At 60.2% G+C, this 18,636-nt stretch carries 18 protein-coding genes; 6 read left to right on the plus strand and 12 right to left on the minus strand.

Annotated elements, in window-relative coordinates; all coding sequences use genetic code 11:
- Positions 1–233: 233 nt before the first annotated feature.
- Positions 234–2,210 (plus strand): methyl-accepting chemotaxis protein, encoded by a 1,977-nt coding sequence (locus tag AWB64_RS06635; RefSeq protein ID WP_060817854.1) that lies wholly within the window; start codon positions 234–236, stop codon positions 2,208–2,210.
- 5 nt (positions 2,211–2,215) lie between these two features.
- Here AWB64_RS06635 and AWB64_RS06640 read toward each other — a convergent pair whose 3' ends face one another.
- From AWB64_RS06640 to AWB64_RS06660, 6 genes are all read right to left on the minus strand, one after another.
- A complete protein-coding gene (locus AWB64_RS06640) occupies positions 2,216–2,848 on the minus strand; it encodes a flavin reductase family protein (RefSeq protein WP_060817855.1) in 633 nt (210 codons plus the stop codon).
- Positions 2,841–3,782, minus strand: a complete 942-nt coding sequence (locus AWB64_RS06645) for a 3-hydroxyacyl-CoA dehydrogenase family protein (RefSeq protein WP_060817856.1) — start codon at positions 3,780–3,782, stop codon at positions 2,841–2,843. Before AWB64_RS06645 ends, AWB64_RS06640 begins: the two co-directional genes overlap by 8 nt.
- Before the next feature lie 204 nt (positions 3,783–3,986).
- Positions 3,987–4,286, minus strand: a complete 300-nt coding sequence (locus AWB64_RS06650; RefSeq protein ID WP_060817857.1) for a hypothetical protein — start codon at positions 4,284–4,286, stop codon at positions 3,987–3,989.
- Between the two features lie 612 nt (positions 4,287–4,898).
- On the minus strand, positions 4,899–5,051 hold the full coding sequence (locus AWB64_RS31870) for a hypothetical protein (protein WP_167353905.1): 153 nt from the start codon (positions 5,049–5,051) through the stop codon (positions 4,899–4,901).
- Between the two features lie 293 nt (positions 5,052–5,344).
- Positions 5,345–5,641, minus strand: coding sequence for a hypothetical protein (locus AWB64_RS06655; RefSeq protein ID WP_060817858.1), 297 nt, complete (start codon positions 5,639–5,641; stop codon positions 5,345–5,347).
- A gap of 298 nt (positions 5,642–5,939) precedes the next feature.
- A complete protein-coding gene (locus AWB64_RS06660) occupies positions 5,940–6,623 on the minus strand; it encodes an MgtC/SapB family protein (protein ID WP_060817859.1) in 684 nt (227 codons plus the stop codon).
- Positions 6,624–6,813: 190 nt separating this feature from the next.
- Between AWB64_RS06660 and AWB64_RS06665 the strand changes: the two genes are divergently transcribed.
- A complete protein-coding gene (locus AWB64_RS06665) occupies positions 6,814–7,938 on the plus strand; it encodes an AGE family epimerase/isomerase (RefSeq protein ID WP_060817860.1) in 1,125 nt (374 codons plus the stop codon).
- A gap of 267 nt (positions 7,939–8,205) precedes the next feature.
- Positions 8,206–8,646 carry a PaaI family thioesterase gene (locus AWB64_RS06670; RefSeq protein WP_060817861.1) on the plus strand — a complete coding sequence of 147 codons (441 nt, stop codon included), beginning with the start codon at positions 8,206–8,208 and terminating at the stop codon, positions 8,644–8,646.
- Positions 8,647–8,732: 86 nt separating this feature from the next.
- On the opposite strand, the gene AWB64_RS06675 is transcribed toward AWB64_RS06670, so the two are convergent.
- The 5 genes from AWB64_RS06675 to AWB64_RS30800 form a co-directional block, all read right to left on the minus strand.
- The gene (locus AWB64_RS06675) at positions 8,733–9,581 is read right to left on the minus strand and encodes an ureidoglycolate lyase (protein WP_060817862.1); all 849 of its coding nucleotides are present in this window, start codon (positions 9,579–9,581) and stop codon (positions 8,733–8,735) included.
- A 219-nt stretch (positions 9,582–9,800) separates the two neighbouring features.
- Entirely contained in the window at positions 9,801–10,643 is an 843-nt protein-coding gene (locus AWB64_RS06680; protein ID WP_060817863.1) for an amidohydrolase family protein, read from the minus strand.
- Complete coding sequence (locus tag AWB64_RS06685) at positions 10,640–11,719, minus strand: aldo/keto reductase (protein WP_060818381.1); 1,080 nt, start codon at positions 11,717–11,719, stop codon at positions 10,640–10,642. Before AWB64_RS06685 ends, AWB64_RS06680 begins: the two co-directional genes overlap by 4 nt.
- Positions 11,720–11,730: 11 nt before the next feature.
- Positions 11,731–13,023 (minus strand): UxaA family hydrolase, encoded by a 1,293-nt coding sequence (locus AWB64_RS06690; RefSeq protein ID WP_060817864.1) that lies wholly within the window; start codon positions 13,021–13,023, stop codon positions 11,731–11,733.
- Complete coding sequence (locus AWB64_RS30800) at positions 13,020–13,382, minus strand: UxaA family hydrolase (RefSeq protein ID WP_075643252.1); 363 nt, start codon at positions 13,380–13,382, stop codon at positions 13,020–13,022. Before AWB64_RS30800 ends, AWB64_RS06690 begins: the two co-directional genes overlap by 4 nt.
- A gap of 177 nt (positions 13,383–13,559) precedes the next feature.
- Between AWB64_RS30800 and AWB64_RS06695 the strand changes: the two genes are divergently transcribed.
- On the plus strand, positions 13,560–14,390 hold the full coding sequence (locus tag AWB64_RS06695; RefSeq protein ID WP_060818382.1) for an IclR family transcriptional regulator: 831 nt from the start codon (positions 13,560–13,562) through the stop codon (positions 14,388–14,390).
- Positions 14,391–14,486: 96 nt separating this feature from the next.
- Positions 14,487–15,032, plus strand: a complete 546-nt coding sequence (locus AWB64_RS06700; RefSeq protein ID WP_060818383.1) for an alkaline phosphatase family protein — start codon at positions 14,487–14,489, stop codon at positions 15,030–15,032.
- Between the two features lie 13 nt (positions 15,033–15,045).
- Here the strand turns inward: AWB64_RS06700 and AWB64_RS06705 are convergent, their stop codons facing one another.
- Entirely contained in the window at positions 15,046–17,427 is a 2,382-nt protein-coding gene (locus AWB64_RS06705) for a GNAT family N-acetyltransferase (protein ID WP_060817865.1), read from the minus strand.
- A 284-nt stretch (positions 17,428–17,711) separates the two neighbouring features.
- On the opposite strand from AWB64_RS06705, the gene AWB64_RS06710 reads away from it, so the two are divergent.
- Positions 17,712–18,587 (plus strand): LysR family transcriptional regulator, encoded by an 876-nt coding sequence (locus tag AWB64_RS06710; protein ID WP_060817866.1) that lies wholly within the window; start codon positions 17,712–17,714, stop codon positions 18,585–18,587.
- Positions 18,588–18,636: the final 49 nt, after the last annotated feature.

Below are 18,636 nucleotides of genomic sequence, written 5' to 3' on the forward strand. Positions count from 1 at the left end.
GCCCACATGTGGAAATACGACACCCTGATTTGCTTTTTCTGGCGGCTGGAAAGAAGGAGCCTTGCAGGACAAGGGTTTGCGAGCAGTCGTCGGCGACGTGTTGCATTTTTTGGCATGTCGCGCCAGAGCAAGTGGCTGCCACGTACAGGATTCGAACGATCGTTCAGGGTCAAGAATGGTGCAGCGCTGCCGATAACCATTCATATTCCCTACATGTCGTTCAGAAATCAACTATGTCGAAATTCAACCTTCGCCGCGCAAGTGTCGGCGCGAAGTTCGCTGTCTTGGCGTGCGCCTTGGCGGCCGTGGTCGTGGCCGGTTTCACCCTCGCCGTCACGCATTCCGCAGGGCAGGAAATCGATGTCCAGGCGCTCGAACGCATGGACGACGACAACCGCGCGATCGGCACGATGATCCATCTCTACGACAAGTCCGTAAGCGCCGAAGTGGAGCGCGCGATGACGTTGTTCGCGAGCTTCCTGCCAACGGATTTCGCGCTCGATGAAACCCAAAAAGTCGATATTGGCGGTATTGCGACGCCAACGTTCAAGGCCGGCGACAAGCCTATGAACCTCGATTTCTCGATTCCCGATCAGTTCCTTGAGCGCAGCGGCGCGATTGCGACTGTGTTCGCGCGCAGCGGCGACGATTTCGTGCGCGTGACGACATCGCTGAAAAAGCAGGATGGCGCGCGTGCGGTCGGCACGCTGCTCGACCGCAAGGGTCCGGCGTACGCGCTGGTCCTGGGCGGCAAGCGGTTTATCGGCATGGCTTCGCTGTTTGGCAAGCAGTACATCACCGAGTACAAGCCGGTCGCGGATGCATCGGGCCGCGTGATCGGCGCGCTCTTCGTTGGCGTGGACATCACCGCGGAGATCGCCACGCTGCAACAGAACATTCGCGATCTGAAAGTGGGCGAGAACGGCTACTTTTTTGTCATCGATGCATCGAATGGGCCGAATCGCGGCAAGCTTCTGGTGCATCCGGGCATGGAAAGCGCGAACGGTTCAGCTCCTCGAGTAGCCGATGAACGCATCGCGCCATTCAAGCAGATGCTGGACGCCAGGCAAGGCCGTCTTTCCTTCGATGCCCCCGACACGCCTGAACTCGCAAACCGCCAGGTGCATGGCGGCGCGAAGGAAATCGTGTTTCGTTCGGTGCCCGAATGGCAATGGGTGATCGGCGGGATTGCTTATCGCGACGAGTTGCTCGCCGACATGCGCGCCATGCGGCAACGTTTTCTGGTGCTGGGTTTGCTCGTGATCGCCGGCTTGGTCGCGGTGCTGCTTTTCGCTGTCCGCAAATTGGTGACTCAGCCGCTGGAACAGCTTACGCACGCATCCGAACAGATCGCGGCGGGTGACCTCAGCGTGCGTCTCGCCACCACGCGTGAGGACGATGTCGGGCGGTTGATGAGCGCCATCGATGGCATTGCGACCGGCCTGGCGCGCATCGTGACGCAAGTGCGCAGCGCCTCGGCGGATATGTCGGATGGCACCGGCCGGATCGCGGCGGGCAGCAGCGACATTTCGCTGCGCATCGCGACGCAGGCCAGCAGCCTGGAAGAGACGGCCGCGAGCATGGAACAGATCACATCGACGGTGCAGCAGAACGCCGCCAATACCGCGCAAGCGGACCAACTGGTGGCATCGGCGTCCGATGCGGCCCGCGCCGGCGGCGAAGCGGTAAGCCGCGTGGTCAACACCATGAGCGAAATCGATGCGTCCGCGCGCAAGATCTCGGACATTACGTCGGTGATCGAAGGAATCGCGTTTCAGACAAACATCCTCGCGTTGAACGCGGCGGTCGAAGCCGCGCGCGCCGGCGAACATGGCAGAGGGTTTGCCGTAGTGGCGTCTGAAGTGCGCGGCCTCGCGCAACGCAGCGCCGCCGCGGTCAAGGAGATCGAGGCGCTGATCGCGGAGTCGGTCGGGCGTGTCGCCACCGGCTACCGGATCGCCGAAGAAGCCCGCGGCACCATGAGCGGAATCGTTGAACGCGTCGCGCGGGTGAACGCGATCATCGGCGAAATCAGCGTGGCGTCGCGCGAGCAATCGAGCGGTATTGAACAAGTGAATCTTGCGGTCGCGCAGATTGGCGAAGCGACGCAGCAAAATGCGGCGCTCGTTGGCGAAGCGGAACAATCCACGGCCGGCTTGCACGAACAAGCAGAACGGCTTTCCCGCGTTGTCAGCGTGTTCCGGCTATGAGCCGGTTATGACGCCGGCCGGATCATTTCGAACATTTCGCCAATGCCCGCATAATCGCCGCGATAACCTGCGCGCATGATCGGCTGAGCAGCAGCGGTATCGAAGATCCCGTCCTTCAGGAACTCGCGGCGGATATGCACGCCGACCACCTGGCCGAGTGCAAGCCAGTTGTTCATGGGCGTGCCGTCGAGCGTCTTGAGCCGGATGATCTGCAGCAGCTTGCATTCGAGCGCGGCGGGAGACTGCGCGACATGCGGCACGGCCACGTTCACGCCTGGCGCCTTGGTCAGCCCGGCAAGCTCGAACTCATCGACCTCATGCGGCACCGGCGCCGATGTCTGGTTCATCTGCTCGGCAAGCGGCCTGCTCGACAGGTTCCACACGAACTCGCCGGTCTGCTCGATGTTCCTGATGCTGTCCTTGTACCCTTCACTCGAGAATCCGATGATCTGCGGAAACGTCGCGAACGCGCCAAAGAAACTGTAGGGCGCGAGGTTCACGTGGCCGTTGATGTCCTGGCTCGATATCCAGCCGATCACCCGCGGCGCGACGATCGCCTTGAACGGATCGTGGCGAAGCTGATGACCCTCGTCGGGATGATAGAAGTGCGTGCCGGAGTTGCTGCTGCTGTCACTCATGGGTTTTCCTGGTCTTTTTTGCGGTGTGGTGAATCAGGCGCTTGCGCCCCGCCTTCACGCGCGCGTGGTGCGCGTCGCTCCAGTCGTAAAAGCCCTGGCCGCTGCGCACGCCCACATGACCTTTTTCCACGCGCTCGCGCATCAGTTGCAATACGTCTTCATCTTTTGCGAGTTCCGGCATCAGGTGCAAACCAATATCGAGCAGCGTGTCGAGGCCACCCAGGTCCGCGCTTTCCAGCGGCCCGACCATGCCGTAACGCCGTCCAAGCGACGCTTTCATGACTGCGTCGACAACCTCGGGCGTTGCCGCGCCCGACCTCACAATAGCCAGCGCCTCGCGCAGCACCGCGAACTGCAGCCGATTGCCGACAAAACCCGGAATCGCCTTTGTCAGCACCACCGGCTCCATACCGATTGCCGTCATCAAATCCGCCGTGCGCCGCGTGACTTCAGGATCGGTTTCGGTGCCCGGAACGACTTCCACTAGTGGAATGGTATGCGGCGGATTCCAGAAGTGTGCGATCACGAACCGGGACTTGTTGCGCAGCACCTGCGCGAGAAGATCGGGCGGAAACCCGCTGGTATTGCTGGCAAAGATGGCGTCGTCACGCAATAACGGTTCGAGCGCTTTATAGGTTCGATTTTTCAGTTCGAGCACTTCGGGAATGGCTTCCACGATAAAGCCCGCCGTGGCCACCCGTTCCAGCCTGTCCGTGGTTTCAATACGGCCGAGCACGCTCGCTTTATCGTCCGCATGGAACACGTTGGCGTCGATCAATTCGTCGAGGATCGCCGCCGCTTTTGCGTGCACCGACACGAGCCGCGCAGCGTCAATGTCATGAACGATGGTCGCGTAGCCGTGCAGCGCCGCCTGTGTTGCAATGCCGACGCCCATCAGGCCGCTGCCCACTACGCCAATAGTGATTTGATTCAAGTTCTCTCCGTTGCTTCAAGACCGGTTGCGGGTAAGGTTCGCCTCCCGTGGCAACAAGGATAGCGCAGCAACCTCAAACACGCGGCTCAGCCAAATGGGCTATGACTTGAATCCCGTCGCCAGATTCGGGGCGAAAAAAAACCGGCTGCCTTTTAAAGCAGCCGGCGTTCGCCGTGCAACTCAACCGGACTTCAACTCGCCCGATCAGCCGTGACGATGGTCGTCGTGGCGCTCTGCGTGCGGCGGGTGATGCGGACCTGAGTCATGCGGATGATTGCGCATCCATTCGTCGCGCTGCCAATAACGGTGCCCATCCCAATAACGGTCGCCGTGCCAGCCCAGGTTGATGACCACGGCCGTTTTCATCATGTGCGGTTCGCCGTAGCTTTGCTGCATTGCCGGCCCGTGGATCATGCCGTTATCTACTTGCGCAAATGCCGCCGTAGCGCTGAACAACGCGCCGCCAGCGAGCATGGCGGCAATGATTGTGCGTGAGGTTTTCATGACTATTCTCCCGTTTTAGCTTCTCAAAAAGACGCGCAGCGAATTGATCGATGTGCTGTGTCAGTGCCGCGTCGTTGGAATCACTTTAGCCATCACGCAGATTGCACGACGTGAGCGCTTGTAAGTGTTCGTATCAATAAGAAGAACAGTCGGCGTCTGTTTGCGAGACATATAAGCCACTGATTGAACAGGCTTTTGAGTCCCATACGCGCTGATGTTTCAGCGGTATTCCGCACGCGATATGTAAGCGATGAAAATATGAAATGGTGCCGTGCCATTCGCTTAATTACGAAACGATTTCATTCAACCGTCTTTTATGCATTCGTAATATTGGATGTGCGTTGTTCGGTTCGCTCTGGGATAGCATGAGACGGCAAGATTGAAGCGGAAAAAGCACAACAGCGAGCGCAGGAAGCAGCGCGGAGAACATGCAGGATGGCAGAAACGACGGCCGAAGAACAAACGGGCTATCGGTAAAACAATTTCAAGCTAGAAAAACTACAAATTCTTCGAACTACGAAAACAGGCAGACTGCACTACGAAAATCAGATGTCAAGAAAAAACAAAGACAGGCTCATTTTTCGTCGCAGTCCGCACTGCTTTCAAGACAGCTCACAGACGGATACCAAAAACGGTGCCACGTGCTTTGCGAACACGCTCGGCCTCGCGCTGGCGGGCTTGATAAGAATAATCCGAGTCCATGGGGAGATGCGGTGATTCAAACAGCGATGCGAATTTTTGCAGCAGTGCGAAGAGGTAGCTCATGTCAGACTCCGTTAAGTGGTTCAGGGTTATCCCTTAGTCATCATTATAGGGTTTTCACTGACCGATTCCTAGCGCAACGCAACATTTTTCCCGTAGTTTTTCTACATCACTGCATTTCTGCAACAGGCGAGCGACGCTGCAGACTGCAAATCAGTAGCTGTTACCGGATTTAACCCCTGTACGTTTTGTACGCGCATGATTTGAGCACCGCAGCGGCTCCAGTTGCCATGGGAATGGCCTGAGAACGGGCCACCACGAAGTAAATTCGTTTAGAAGGAAATTCCCGTCAACAATCAGGCGATTGGCAGCGCGAACGGTAACTCACCATTGAGTGCGCCGTCCGTCGCGACGGAAGCCGTTGTAGCGGCGTCATCGTTCCGTGAGTCATACCCGCGCCGCGGCTGGCGTGTCGATGCCGTATGATCGTCCGCATTTGCCGCCGCCATTACAGCCTCCACAGACGCCATAAAGACTTCGGGCAGTTCGAAGCCCGGCAGCATGCACTGTCGGATATCGGTGTTCAATGCCTGGAGCATTGCGCGCTCGGCATCTTCGGCGAACAGGTCGAGCGTCGGCGCGCCGTACGGCACGGGGGGCGGGGTGGGCCGCTGCGCTGATCGCCCTGCGCGAACGAACCTGGCGCCAGAGTCCATCGCGGCGGGCGGATTGGCCGCAGGGCCATCGGCCAAAGCAGGGGAAACGCCGGGACAAGCAGGATTTACAGCGGAATCGGGCATAAGTCGATGAACAACAACGGCGCGGCAAGCAAGACGCGCAGGTGCGCAGCAGCCTTTCACAAAACAAGCCGATGGCAGACCGTCTGGCACGGAGGAATTTTCGGGGCGCATTGTCGCATGCCGGACGCTGACAATTTAAGCATTCGCCCTGCTACATCGCGCCTTCTTCCTTGAACTCGCGCACGGTTTCCAGCGCGCGCAGCCGGGTGCAAATCGCCTCATATTCGGTCGACGACACCCGTGACAGCGAAATCTGCACTTCATCCAGGTCGGCGGAATCATCGCTTTGTTGCACGACGAACTGCTTCACCCGCACGCTGCCGGCGCCGAGCGCTTCGTGCAGCGCATGAAAATTCAACGTGCCGCGATCGACGAGCAAGGTCAATTGCCGGCGCTGCTTCACAGATATGAAACGCCGTTCCAGCGGTTTGATCCCCGCGAGAATGATCAGGATGATGATGGTTGCCGCTATCGACGCGGTGTAGAGTCCGCCGCCCACCGCAAGTCCGATTGCCGCGACCGACCAGAGGCTTGCCGCTGTCGTGAGGCCGCGGACAATCTCGCCGCGCAGCAAGATGGAGCCCGCGCCAAGAAAGCCGATTCCCGACACGACCTGGGCCGCGATCCGCGATGGATCGAGCACGATGTGGTCGCTGCCGAGGACATCGGCGAAACCGAACGCGGACACGATCATGATGAGCGTCGATCCCACGCACACGAGCATGTGCGTACGCAGTCCGGCCGCCCACGACAGCCGTTCGCGCTCGAAGCCGATCACGCTGCCAAGCGCGGCGGCCAGTACGAGCCGGGCGATGAGTTCCAGATTTCCTAACATGAGTGAGTTTCTCCTTATGAACGCGTTTTATATTGGTCATGGCGGAACGGGCAGCCGAGCGGACGCGTGTTTCGCTCGAATGCAGGCAGGAAACCGCCTGATATCCCGACGCGCGGCCGTTTTGATTTATCCTTGGTCCCCGCGTCCGGTGGCGAATGCCGCCGGGCTCAACCATCATCGATAAAGCCGTATGCACGACCCTGATTTCACCGCTGGAACATCCCCGACCAGCGCGACCTGCGCGACCCTCAGGGCGCATTATGAGCGTGTCGTGCTGCCCATATGGCGCGGGCCAGGCTTCAATCCGGCCATGCGTCTTGCGTACGAAGCTGTCGCCAGCGACGGCGTGACGCCGGTCCCCGCGCATCGATACCGCGCCATGGCATGCGCCCGGCAACTGTTCGTGTTCGCGCACGCCGGAGACATCGGGCACGCCGATAAGCTGTTCGATTCGCTTCAGACCTATTTTCAGGACAGGCAAAACGGCGGTTGGTTCTATAGCGTGGACGCAAGCGGCGCACCGCATGAGCGGCAGAAGGATCTTTATACGCACGCATTCGTGATCTTCGCGTGCGCGGAATATGCCAGGCGCGCATTGCCGGCGGCTGCAAAGAACGCGCTGGCGGTGCTGGAGGAGACATCGGCGACCATCGAAAGCCGGATGAGCGCCGAAGGCGACCTGTTCCAATCCGCGATGACCGAGGATTTTTCCACCGCATCAGGTTCTGCGTTGCAAAACCCGCTGATGCACCTGACCGAGGCGTGGCTCGCAGCCCGTGAGACCACTGGTGACGCGGTGTTCGATCGCCGGCTGAACAAGCTCGCGGCGGCCTTGGCGCGCGCCTTCGTGCATCGGGAAACGGGGTGTATCGCCGAATTGCCGATGGGAAGCGCCAACAACTGGCTCGAACCGGGCCATCAGTTCGAATGGCTGTTTCTTGTGGAAGGCAGCGGGCACGCGGCGTTTGAAGCGGCTGGGCTGAACCGCGCGCTCATGCGCGCTTTCGACTTCGTGCAGCAGTACGGCGTGGACCCGTTGACGGGTGGCGTGGCGGCATCGGTCAATGAGCATGGCGATGTCATTGATTCGACGCAGCGTATCTGGGCGCAGACCGAATATCTGCGCGCGCTTGCCACCCACGCCGGTGGCGCGGTGCGCGCGCAACTGCCCGCGCAGATCGAGCGCTTCACGAAGCGTTTCCTGCGCCCGCACGGGTGGATCGAAAGCCAGACGGCCCATGGCGGTATCGTGCGCGCGGAAATGCCCTCGACCACGCCCTACCATCTCGCAACCGCCTACGACGCATTGCCCTGACGCATTCACGCGTATCCGGCACTTTCTAAACGCCTCGCCCCCCGCGAGGCGTTTCGCATTCACGCCTGAAAACATCGGCCGCCTTTCGTTCGAATCGCTTCGAAAGATCATTTAAACCAGTATTTTGTCCGCGAAGTAGAGATCGTCCTTGCGCAGTTGAGACGCGCTACCTACAGTCTCTGCAGGACCGCGCCGATGACCTTCGCCCCGGCGCGGATGGATGGGACTCAAGCTGACTGGACCGAAACCAAATGTAGGAGTGTCCGAATGGCCGAAATTGTCGATATCGCACGGGGCGCGTTGAACGCGCAGCCGTTTAGCGCCTTGCTGGGAACGAAACTCATGCAGGTCGACTCCACGAGTCTCACGCTATGTCTGACCATCCGCGATGAATTCAGGCAGCAGCACGGTTTTGTGCACGGTGGCGTGGTGAGTTATCTAGTCGATAACGCCCTGACCTTCGCTGGCGCGCTGCGCCTGGGTCCAAAAGTCGTCACCGGAGAATACAAGATCAATTATCTGCGGCCCGCCGTCTCCGGCACCTTGCTCGCGCGCGCACGCGTGATCTACGCGGGAATGACGCAAGCGACCTGTCAATGCGACGTATATGTCACCGATGGCGGCACTGAGCGGCTTGTCGCGGTGGCGCAAGGAACAATTCACAGGATCAGCGAAATGGCGGCAGAACTGGAGCCGGTGAGCGCTTGAGCGGTTTTCGGCATGCTAAAAAGAAAAGAGGCCGTTCCAGCTGATGCAGGAACGGCCTCTTTCGTTAGCTTTTTAAGGCTAGTCGCTTATTTTGCGTCGACCATACGTTGCCGCTGTTCGCCCAGGCCCTGGATGCCGAGGCGAACCGTCTGGCCGGCCTTCAGATAAACGGGCGAAGGCTTCACGCCCATGCCCACGCCTGGCGGCGTGCCGGTGGAAATGACATCGCCGGGTTGCAGGCTCATTACTTTCGACAGATACGCGACCAGTTCCGCGACGCCGAAAACCATGGTCCTGGTGTTGCCGTTCTGGTAGCGGTGTCCGTCCACTTCCAGCCACAGATCCAGTTGCTGCGGATCGGGGATTTCGTCTTTCGTGACAAGCCACGGACCGAGCGGGCCGAAGGTGTCGAATCCCTTGCCCTTGTCCCATTGCGTGCCGTGCTCGATTTGCCATTCGCGTTCGGAAACGTCGTTGATCACGCAATATCCGGCCACGTAATCCAGCGCGTCCGCTTCGCTGACGTACTTTGCATGCTTGCCGATCACCACGCCAAGTTCGACTTCCCAGTCGGTCTTTTTCGATGCACGCGGGATTTCCACGTCGTCGTTCGGACCGCAGATAGCGCTCGTCCATTTGCCGAACAGCACCGGTTCGGTCGGCACCGGCAGGTTTGATTCGGCGGCGTGATCCGCGTAATTCAATCCGATACACACAAACTTGCCCACGCGCCCCACGCACGGGCCAATGCGCGGTTCGCCCGTTACTTCAGGCAGCGTGGCTGGATCGATTGCGCGGAGCTTTGCGAGCGTGGCGTCCGAGAGTGTTTCGCCGGCGATATCGTCAACGACATTCGACAGATCGCGAATCTTGCCGTTCTGATCCAGCAAACCCGGTTTTTCCTGACCGTTCGGCCCAAAGCGCAGCAGTTTCATCGTGAGTGATCCTTCAGTTTTCAGGTTTTGATTCGGTTGGTGAGGTGTTCTGTGCCGTCAGGCGCTGCCTGGTTCGCTGGAAGCGGCATTTCAGCGAATGTGCGGTAGAACCATAACATCCGCATGACACGTATTTTTACCATTCAAGGCTTTCGTTGCGATTGCCGATGCGAAATTCCGTGTATACCGCGCGGATTTGTTCATGCAATTCACTCATATTTACAAGCGATAAAAAGTCCGCGCGGTATCGCCGAAAATAGCCTGCTGTTGTGCTGCCTCCAGATGCGATGTCAACAGCCGCGCCGCGGCGTGCCATTGCGCATAGTCGCCATTCAGGTTCAGCACCGGCCAGTCGCTGCCCCACATCAAGCGATCGGGGCCGAAGTGCTGCAAAAGATGATCGACGTAAGGCTTGAGTTTCTCCGCTGTCCAACCCGGCGCGGCTTCGGTTGCGAGACCCGACAACTTGCAACGCAATCCTTGCGGCAGCGCCGCCAGTTCCGCAATACCGTCCGCCCAAATTTGCCACGCGGCCTCGCCATCCTTGATTTGTGGCTTCGCGCCGTGATCGACGACGATCCGCAAATCAGGAAAACGCTCCGCAAATATCTTTAGCGATGCAACATGGCGCGGGAAAATCAAAGCATCGAAGGCAAGGTCGTTTTTGATCAGCGCATGAATGGCCGGCGTCAGCACGGGATTCTCGATCCATCGATCATCGGGCAGGTCCTGCAGCATTGGACGCACAGCCTTGAATTTCGGCTCGCGTGCCAGGTCATCGATCAAGCCAGCGGCGTTCGGCGCGTCCAGCGGGATCCAGCCAACTACGCCGGCAATATCAGGATTGTTGCGCGCGAGATCGAGCAGATAACGGGTTTCATCGACGGTGGGCGCGGCCTGCACAACCACCGTGCGCCCGACATTCACCGCATCGCGAAGCGGCTTCAGATCATCCGGACCAAACACGCGATACAGCGCGCCTAGCTCCGGCGTCAACCAGCCGTAGTCTCCGCGAGAAGGGTCCCAGAAATGCTGATGCGAATCGACAGATTCAACGGTCATGGCGCGTTTTCTTGGGTACGCGCGGGCACCGGCGCCGATGCGTGCAGCAATCCGGCCGCTCGCAACGCGTCCCATAATTCGGCCGGCAATGGATCGGCAAACGACGCGGCGTTCAACCGCACTTCGTCGGGATTACGCGCCCCCATCAGCACGGTGGCGACAACTTTATGCGCATAAGGAAACTGAAGGGCCGCGCTCGACAAGGCAACCCCATGCTCGCGGCATATGCGTTCAAGCGCGTCGACACGCTCGATAATCGACTGTGGCGCGTCGCCGTAGTTGAACTTCTGGTTGATCGCTTTTGGCGGTACGTCATGCGTCAAAGCGCGCGCAAGAATGCCCGAGTTGAATGCGCCGCCAAGCAAAATGCTGACGCCGCGTTTCTCGCACTCCGGCAGCAGATCGTCGAGAACCGCTTGCTCCAGCAACGTGTATCGGCCGGCGAGAAGCGCGCAATCGATGTCGAATTCCGCCATCGCTTCCTGCACCGCTGCACCCTCGTTCACACCGAGTCCAACCGCTTTCACTCCGCGCGATGCGCGCAGTTCATCGAGTGCGCGAAACCCGCCTTCGTTCGTGAGTTGCCGCCAGTAAAAAGCGTTCTTCTCGCCATGCGTGACGCGGCCAATGTCGTGAATCAGCACAATGTCGATATCAACAATACCCAAACGCTGCTGACTATCTTCGAATGAACGAAGGATGCCGTCGTAGGTGTAATCGTAGATGGCCTGGAACGGCAACGGGTCGGACCAGCCTTCGCTGCCGTCGTAGGGCGTCGTGCGCGGTACGAAGCGGCGTCCGACCTTGGTCGACAGCACGTAGTCTTCACGCGGATAGCGCCGCAACGCATCGCCAATCCGATGTTCGGCTTTGGTGTGGCCGTAGTGCGGAGCGGTATCGAAGTAACGGATGCCGGCTTGCCATGCGGCGTCGACCGTAGCTTGCGCGTCTTCTTCCGGCAGATCGTGATACAAGCCGCCAAGTGGCGCACTGCCCAACGACAACGCCGTGACTTCCAGCAACGTTTTTCCAACCTTGCGCTTTTTCACGACGGGATTTCCGGTGATGGGGTTCATCGCGTGATCGCTCAAACCGAAGCAATCGATACCGCATGCCGCGGCGTCGCGTTCGCCGGCAGACACGCAGGACCGACGGGATCGAACGTCTTGTACGTCAGGATGAACTCCTGATGACCAAGCGATTCGGACTTGGACGCGGCGCCCGCCGCGACTTTCACGGTGACATCGAATACTTCGCGGCCTACCTCGTCGAGTGTTGCGCGGCCTTCCAGAATGCGGCCGGCATCGACATCCATATCACCGGACAGATTGCGATACGTTGCCGGATTCGCGCAGACCTTGATTACCGGCGAGATGGCGGAACCGACGACCGAACCGCGCCCGGTCGTAAATAGAATCACATGCGCGCCACACGCGATCAATTCGCCGATTTCCGCGTTGTCGCTGATATTCGGGAAACCAAAGCGCGGTTCGCCGTCCGGCACGACGTCGAGCAGGTACAAACCGCCGACCGGCGGAATGTCGCCCGGTTTGATGATGCCGACAATAGGCGACGCGCCGCTTTTTGCGTACGCACCCAGCGATTTTTCTTCTTGCGTCGTGAGGCCGCCATCCGCGTTGCCGACCGCGAACGAGCCGTGGCCCAGAATCGAGTAATAGCGCGCCGCCTTGTCCACGCACGCGACGATCTCCTGCCCGAGCTCCGGACGCGCCGCGCGGCTCTTCATATGGAATTCGCAACCGACAAGTTCGCCGGTCTCCTCGAAGATGCAGGCAGCGCCGGCATCGATAAGCGCATCGAACGCGCGGCCGACAGCGGGATTCGCCGTGATTCCGCTGGTGCCGTCTGAACCGCCGCAAATCGTGCCGACGATGAGTTCGTCGAGCGCCATCGGCACTTTTGGCTGGGCAGCGAGCGCGGCGCGCGTCTCGCGAATCCAGTCGATGCCGTTCTGGATCGTGCTGCGCGTACCGCCCTTTTCCTGGATCGTCAGGACTTCGGCGGGACGGCCGCTCGCGCGCACGGCATCGACAAGATAGTGCTTGTTCATGCTCTCGCATCCGAGCGATACGAACAGCACCGCGCCCACGTTCGGATGCGTGGTCAGCCGTTCCATCATCTTTTCGGCATAACCATTTGGGTAACAGCCTGGAAAACCAATCAAATGAACGGGCGGCTCCGTGCCGGGGTCATCGAAGGCATCGAGCGAATTGAATGCGGGGCGAAACTGCGTCACGATCTCGCGCGCCACGTGATGCGCGCACTCCACGAGATAAGCAACCGCGATCACGTTGCGAATGCCCTTGCGGCCGTCGGCACGCAAGAAGCCCTGGAGTTGGGGAGCGTTGAGTGCTGTCATTTAGCCTGGCTTTCCCGATGATCCACGAACGCGTGGCCGGCGTCGTGGGTATAGGTCGGGAGGTAGTCGCTCTCGAGATTGTGGGTATGCAAATGGTCGCCGGGCTGAACGTCCGAGCTGACGTGACCAATGATCGCGCCGTAGCGCAGCACCTTCTGATCAGTTTGCAGCGCGTATCGCGCAACCTTGTGTCCAAGGTCGATGGTCTTCGCGAGCGTGACAAACTGCCCTTCGATTTCGACGCGCTCCCCCGCGAGAAGACACGCTCCCGCAATCAGGCAGTTGTCTTGCGGGCTCTGAAGTATCAGGCGGGCGTCGGTACGCCGTGCGTCGACTCGGTCATGCGGGGTTTGCGGCACGAGAACATCCTTGATTCGTTTCGCGAACTGTATTCGCAGCGCGGGTTTATATCAGTACAATCATTCATCAGTGAACGTATTATTCATATGCGGACAAGTCGAAGTCAAGCTAACTGCGCGCCGGAACAGTCCGTGTTTTCCCTTAGCATCTTGTCTTTCAGTGTTATCAAGGCCGACATGCAGGCAGAAGATCCCACCGACGCCGACCGGTACCGCGCGCCCGCCCTGGATAAAGGGCTCGACATCCTCGAGTTGCTTGCCGAGCAGAAGGATGGATTGACGCGCGCCGAGATCACGAAGTCACTCGGGCGCAATGCGAGCGAGATGTATCGGATGCTCGAGCGGCTGGTCGCGCGGCAATATGTAGTGCGCTCGCCCGCGGGCGACCGGTATTCGCTGAGCCTCAAGCTGTACGCGCTCGCACACCGCCATCCGCCGATGAACCGCCTGATCACCGAAGCCCTGCCGGTCATGCAGCGCTTCGCAGATCGGGCGGAGCAGTCGTGTCATCTCGCCACTTATGACCGGGGCAATCTGCTGGTGATCGCGCAGGTCGATGGACCGGGCACGTGGGGAATTTCTGTGCGGCTCGGTGCGCGTATCGGCTTGATCGATACTGGTTCGGGCCGCGTGACGCTGGCGTTCCAAAGCGCCGAACAGCGCGTGCACATGCTCGCCGAACACACACAAGTCAAAGGCGAAACCCCGCTGGATCCGGTCGCACTGGAGGGCGCGTACGCGAAGATCCGCGCGGACGGCTTCCTGCATAAGGAAAGCCAGCAGACGTTCGGCGTGATGGACGTGAGTTTCCCAGTGCTCGGACCGTCGGGTCAGGCCGTCGCGACGCTGACCTGCCCGTATCTCAGGCGTATCGACGAATACGTCGCGCCGCCGATAGATCAGGTGAGCGCCCTGCTAGGCGAAGCGGCCGCGGCGCTCTCGATGTATCGTGAACCCGAAGCCGGGATCGACGTCTTGCAGGACGCGCGGGATTCCAGCGCGGCTTGATCCGCAGCGGATCCAGGGCTTGATAGAATGGCGGCCCTCTCAAAAAGCGGCAGGTCGCTCAATGCGACTTTCCGCGTCTTTATTTACGCGAAGGCCATGGCGAAACTTCTCTCCGATCCCGAATTCCAGCGCTTCTCCGAACTTCAGCAAAAGCAGTCCAGCTTCACGATCACGAGCGAAGAAGCCGATGAACTGCGCGACATCGTTGCCCGCGCGCAGAAAAAGCGTGATGACCGCGCGGCCGCAATGCAAAGCATCGAAACCTTCATCCAGCAATTCGATATTGGCGCGGACGAACTCTTTACCGCCGATCAGATCGCCGATGCCGCCCGTAACTTCGGCCTGATTCCCGCAGCAAAGAAAGAACGCGTCATGCCGCCGCAACTGTCGTTCAACGGCAAGCCGTACCAATGGACAAGCCGCGCACTGCCCGACGACATTCGCGTGCCGTTGTTCGAAGCGTTCACGTCGGGGGCATCGGTCAAGCCGTTCATTGCAACGCCCAAGGACACAACCCGGTGCGCCGCGACCATTGCGCGCCTGGAACGCGAGACCGGCAGCGTTTATGCGGATGCATGGCTTGAGGAACTGGCTGTGTCGCGTGCGCAAGTCGATGAAGCCCTCGCCAAGCTCGCGGCCTGAATATTAAAAGCATTCATGGTGGCGTTGCTTCGGGCTCAGCGAGCCGCATGCGAAAAGCCACCACGCCCGGATCGTCCGTCGACGAAACCTGGAAACCACAGCGGCGCGCGAGCGTGATCATTCCGGTGTTCTCGCGCAGCGCCTCGCCGGTAAGCCACCGTGTCCCGCGCGACTTGCAATACGCAATGATCCGCGACAGCAGCAACATGCCCAGACGACGGCCTTTCTGATCGGAGCGCACCGCTACCGCGAACTCGGCCGTCTCGTTGTCCGGGTCGGCTATCGCGCGGGCCACACCCAATGTCTCCATTGCGTCGCTCTCACCCGTGACCGCGATGAACGCCATCTCCCGGTCGTAATCGATTTGCGTCATTCGCGCCAGTTGCGTGTGATCGAAACTGCGCACCGAACTGAAAAAACGCAGGCGCAAATCCTCCGGTGTCATTGCCGCCACAAAAGCGCTGTGAGCGGCTTCGTCGTCGGGACGGATCGGACGTAGGGTCACCTGCAAGCCATTCCAGTCGAGCATTTCTTCGAGCCTGCGCGGATACGGCTGGATGGCCAGCGGCGTACGGTGCGCGGCCAGCGTCAGATGCGGCTCGTACACGACTACAGCCTGGCGCGTGACCTGCACCGTCAGACGCAATGCAACGATCTGCTCGATCTCGCACACCGCATTCGACAAAGCCGTCAATGCGGTCAGCAAGCTCTCGGCTGGCAGTTCGCGCGCCCGGGGAGAACGCATCACGAGGTCACGTGCCAGCACGGGGTTCAGCGGCGGAAAAGCGAACTCGTGAAGCGAGTCCGGCAAACCAAGCGCGCCCGCCGCCCTGAACTCGAACACCGGACCGAATATACGGTGATTAAGCAACCGGACTTCGATTTCGATGGCTTCGTCGCTGCGCGGTCCCGGCGGCCCTGCCTTCACAATAATCCCGAACTGCCCGAGGATCCGCGACGCGCGCTCGCCCTGCAGTTCGGCAATACCCGCGCTCAACGCGGCCGCGACCTGAGCCTGTGCGCTGTCGAGCGCCCCCGCCGCCTGGGGTAGGGGTCCGTCGGGCGTCTGCATCAGCAGCTCACGGCCCTGACGATAGTCGACCAGCCGGGCGAAACCCCGCGCGAGCCGCTGGGGCGTGGTATGAACCGGGATGCCTTGAGCATGCAACGCATCGCGCGTGGTTTCGTCGACACAACCAAAAAAGCATGCGAGCAGTCCGCGATACGCATGGTTTTTCTGCGCGATCATGGTACGCGCGACCTCGGCAACAGGCGCTGCGTGCGTTGGCGCGTGGACCACGAACGCAGTCTCCGTTTCGCGATGCGGCGCAAGCGCTTCGAGCGCTGCGCCAAAGTCGGCGGCAGTGGCCGCGTCGCCCAGCTGCAGCGGATTGCCAAGTTGCGCACGTGGCAATGCCATGGCGACGGATTTGCGCGCCGCGTCCGGCCACAGCGCGAGTGCGTCACCGGCGGCGGCGAATGCATCGGCCGCGAGCGCGGCTACGCCTCGGTCACTCGTGATCACGGTTGCACGATCGCTCGCCGCCACGCGGCCAACGCCGAGCGTTTCGATTTCATCCAGCAGGTCGTCGAGAGAGTCGACGCGTACCAGACCCGCGCGCCGGAACGCGGCGCTGTAGAGCGCATCGAACGGATCGTCATGTCCAGTTCGCAGAACCAGCACGGGCTTGTTGCGCGCCGCAGCCCGCGCCGCGGACATGAACTTGCGCGCCATGCGCACCGATTCGACAGCAAGCAGAACCGCGCGCGTACGCGCGTCGCTTGCAAGGAAATCGAGGGTATCTCCAACGTCGACGTCCGCTTCGTCACCCAGCGCCACCACCCGCGAGAAACCAAGACCGCGTGCATTTGCCCATCCCAATACACCATTGGTCAATGCGTTCGACGCCGATACCCACGCCACGCCGCCTGCCGCAACAACACATGACGGTGCGCCCAGCACGGCGCCCGACGCGGGGGTCATCACGCCCAGGCTCGCGGGGCCGACAACACGCAACAAGAAAGGCCGCGCAGCGGCAAGTGTCCGGCTGGTCCAGTTATCGACCGGCCGGTCCCGTCTTTCATCCGACTCACCAACAATCACAACTGCCCGGGTGCCGCGGTCGCCAAGTTGTTGGACAATTTCCGGCCACGTGGCTGGCGGCGTGCACAGCACCGCCACCGTAGGGTCAGCGGGCAAATCCTGAATGCGGGCATAAACCGCGGTTTCACCGAGCTGGCGATGCTTCGGGTTCACCGGCCAGATCGCGCCCGCATATCTCGTGCTGTTGAGACGCGACCACACCATTTCGCCGATACTCCCCGCGCGCAGCGATGCGCCGATCACGGCGATCGACTTCGGATCGAATAGCGCGTCAAGATTGCGGACGGTCATGCGGCCTCCTGGAATACGATCTATCCAGCATAGGCGATTCAGGCGGCGGCAACTACTGACCAAATGGCCTAGTCCCCGCCTTTTTCATCACGGGTTCTTAGCTTTGGTGACGACCGTTTATGACAATTCGTGCTGACCTGACGTTAGCCAAAAGGTCTATTGTTTCACACCCGGAATCAGGGTAATTTTATCGAACGCGGGACGATGACTTCGGTTCCCAATCAGGAAGACGCGAGCATCCGGCCAATAAGAACAATCAGGGAGACTGGCAGTAAGGAATCACTATGCGACACCTTCCATCATTGATTGCGTTACGTTTCTTTGAAGAGACGGCGCGTCATTTAAGTTTTAACCGTGCAGCGCGAGCGCTGTGCGTCACGCAGGGAGCCGTAAGCCGGCAAATCCGGTTGCTGGAGGAATCGCTGGGCGTGAAGCTTTTTGAGCGCGACCACAAGGGAATCAGACTGACGCCGGCTGGCGTGCTGTTGATGCCGTCGGTAACAGAGGCATTCGACGTCATCGAACGGGGGACGCGGCATTTGACAGGCGCTGTCGAGCGCAGGCGCCTGGTTGTATCGCTGCCGCCCACGTTTGCAACACAATGGTTTTCTTCGCGGCTGGGCGCACTGGCAGAGCAGCTTCCGGACGTGGATTTATCGATACGCACGCAAGATAGTGGCGATTGTCATTGCTGCGTCCGGTTCGGGCGCGAGCCGTCACGGGAGTCGGCCGCTGAAGGCGGCTCTGAGCTTTTGCTGATGGAAAAGCACGCGCTGGTTGGCGCGCCTGAGTTTGCCGGCATGCCCGTCGAGCGCCTGTTGGATGAATTGCCCGCACTACACGTGCTGCACGAAGACGTCCGGTTGAAGCTGTGGCCGAACTGGCTGGCCAAAGCAGGGATGCCGGCGCGCTATGCGGACAACGGCATCGAATTCTCGAATTTGCAGCAAGCCATTCATGCTGCACGGCGTGGTGTGGGACTCGCGGTCGTGGACCTGAACATGATTGACGACGAACTGGCCGAAGGCGCGCTCGTGAGAATGTCCGAGGTAGAGATTGTCGGACCGTTTGGATATTGGCTTGATGTGCCGGAAGCGCATCGCGAAGCTGAAACAGTGAGTGCGTTTGCAGCGTGGTTGCGTAATGAAGCAAATGAATGAAGCAAGCGAATGAAACAAGCCATCGCCTAGCCAGATGGCGATGCATCGG

Origin of the sequence: Caballeronia sordidicola (genome assembly GCF_001544455.2) — a bacterium.
Classification (GTDB): Bacteria; Pseudomonadota; Gammaproteobacteria; order Burkholderiales; family Burkholderiaceae; genus Caballeronia; species Caballeronia sordidicola.

Excerpts from the sequence above, each read along its gene's own strand:
- AWB64_RS06705 (WP_060817865.1), bottom strand. The coding sequence starts at position 17,427 with ATGACCGTCCGCAATCTTGACGCGCTATTCGATCCGAAGTCGATCGCC.
- AWB64_RS06700 (WP_060818383.1), top strand. The coding sequence starts at position 14,487 with ATGGCGAAACTTCTCTCCGATCCCGAATTCCAGCGCTTCTCCGAACTT.
- AWB64_RS06685 (WP_060818381.1), bottom strand. The coding sequence starts at position 11,719 with ATGAACCCCATCACCGGAAATCCCGTCGTGAAAAAGCGCAAGGTTGGA.
- AWB64_RS06635 (WP_060817854.1), top strand. The coding sequence starts at position 234 with ATGTCGAAATTCAACCTTCGCCGCGCAAGTGTCGGCGCGAAGTTCGCT.
- AWB64_RS06680 (WP_060817863.1), bottom strand. The coding sequence starts at position 10,643 with ATGACCGTTGAATCTGTCGATTCGCATCAGCATTTCTGGGACCCTTCT.
- AWB64_RS06695 (WP_060818382.1), top strand. The coding sequence starts at position 13,560 with ATGCAGGCAGAAGATCCCACCGACGCCGACCGGTACCGCGCGCCCGCC.
- AWB64_RS06640 (WP_060817855.1), bottom strand. The coding sequence starts at position 2,848 with ATGAGTGACAGCAGCAGCAACTCCGGCACGCACTTCTATCATCCCGAC.
- AWB64_RS06665 (WP_060817860.1), top strand. The coding sequence starts at position 6,814 with ATGCACGACCCTGATTTCACCGCTGGAACATCCCCGACCAGCGCGACC.
- AWB64_RS06650 (WP_060817857.1), bottom strand. The coding sequence starts at position 4,286 with ATGAAAACCTCACGCACAATCATTGCCGCCATGCTCGCTGGCGGCGCG.
- AWB64_RS06675 (WP_060817862.1), bottom strand. The coding sequence starts at position 9,581 with ATGAAACTGCTGCGCTTTGGGCCGAACGGTCAGGAAAAACCGGGTTTG.
- AWB64_RS31870 (WP_167353905.1), bottom strand. The coding sequence starts at position 5,051 with ATGAGCTACCTCTTCGCACTGCTGCAAAAATTCGCATCGCTGTTTGAA.
- AWB64_RS06670 (WP_060817861.1), top strand. The coding sequence starts at position 8,206 with ATGGCCGAAATTGTCGATATCGCACGGGGCGCGTTGAACGCGCAGCCG.
- AWB64_RS06710 (WP_060817866.1), top strand. The coding sequence starts at position 17,712 with ATGCGACACCTTCCATCATTGATTGCGTTACGTTTCTTTGAAGAGACG.
- AWB64_RS06690 (WP_060817864.1), bottom strand. The coding sequence starts at position 13,023 with ATGACAGCACTCAACGCTCCCCAACTCCAGGGCTTCTTGCGTGCCGAC.
- AWB64_RS06660 (WP_060817859.1), bottom strand. The coding sequence starts at position 6,623 with ATGTTAGGAAATCTGGAACTCATCGCCCGGCTCGTACTGGCCGCCGCG.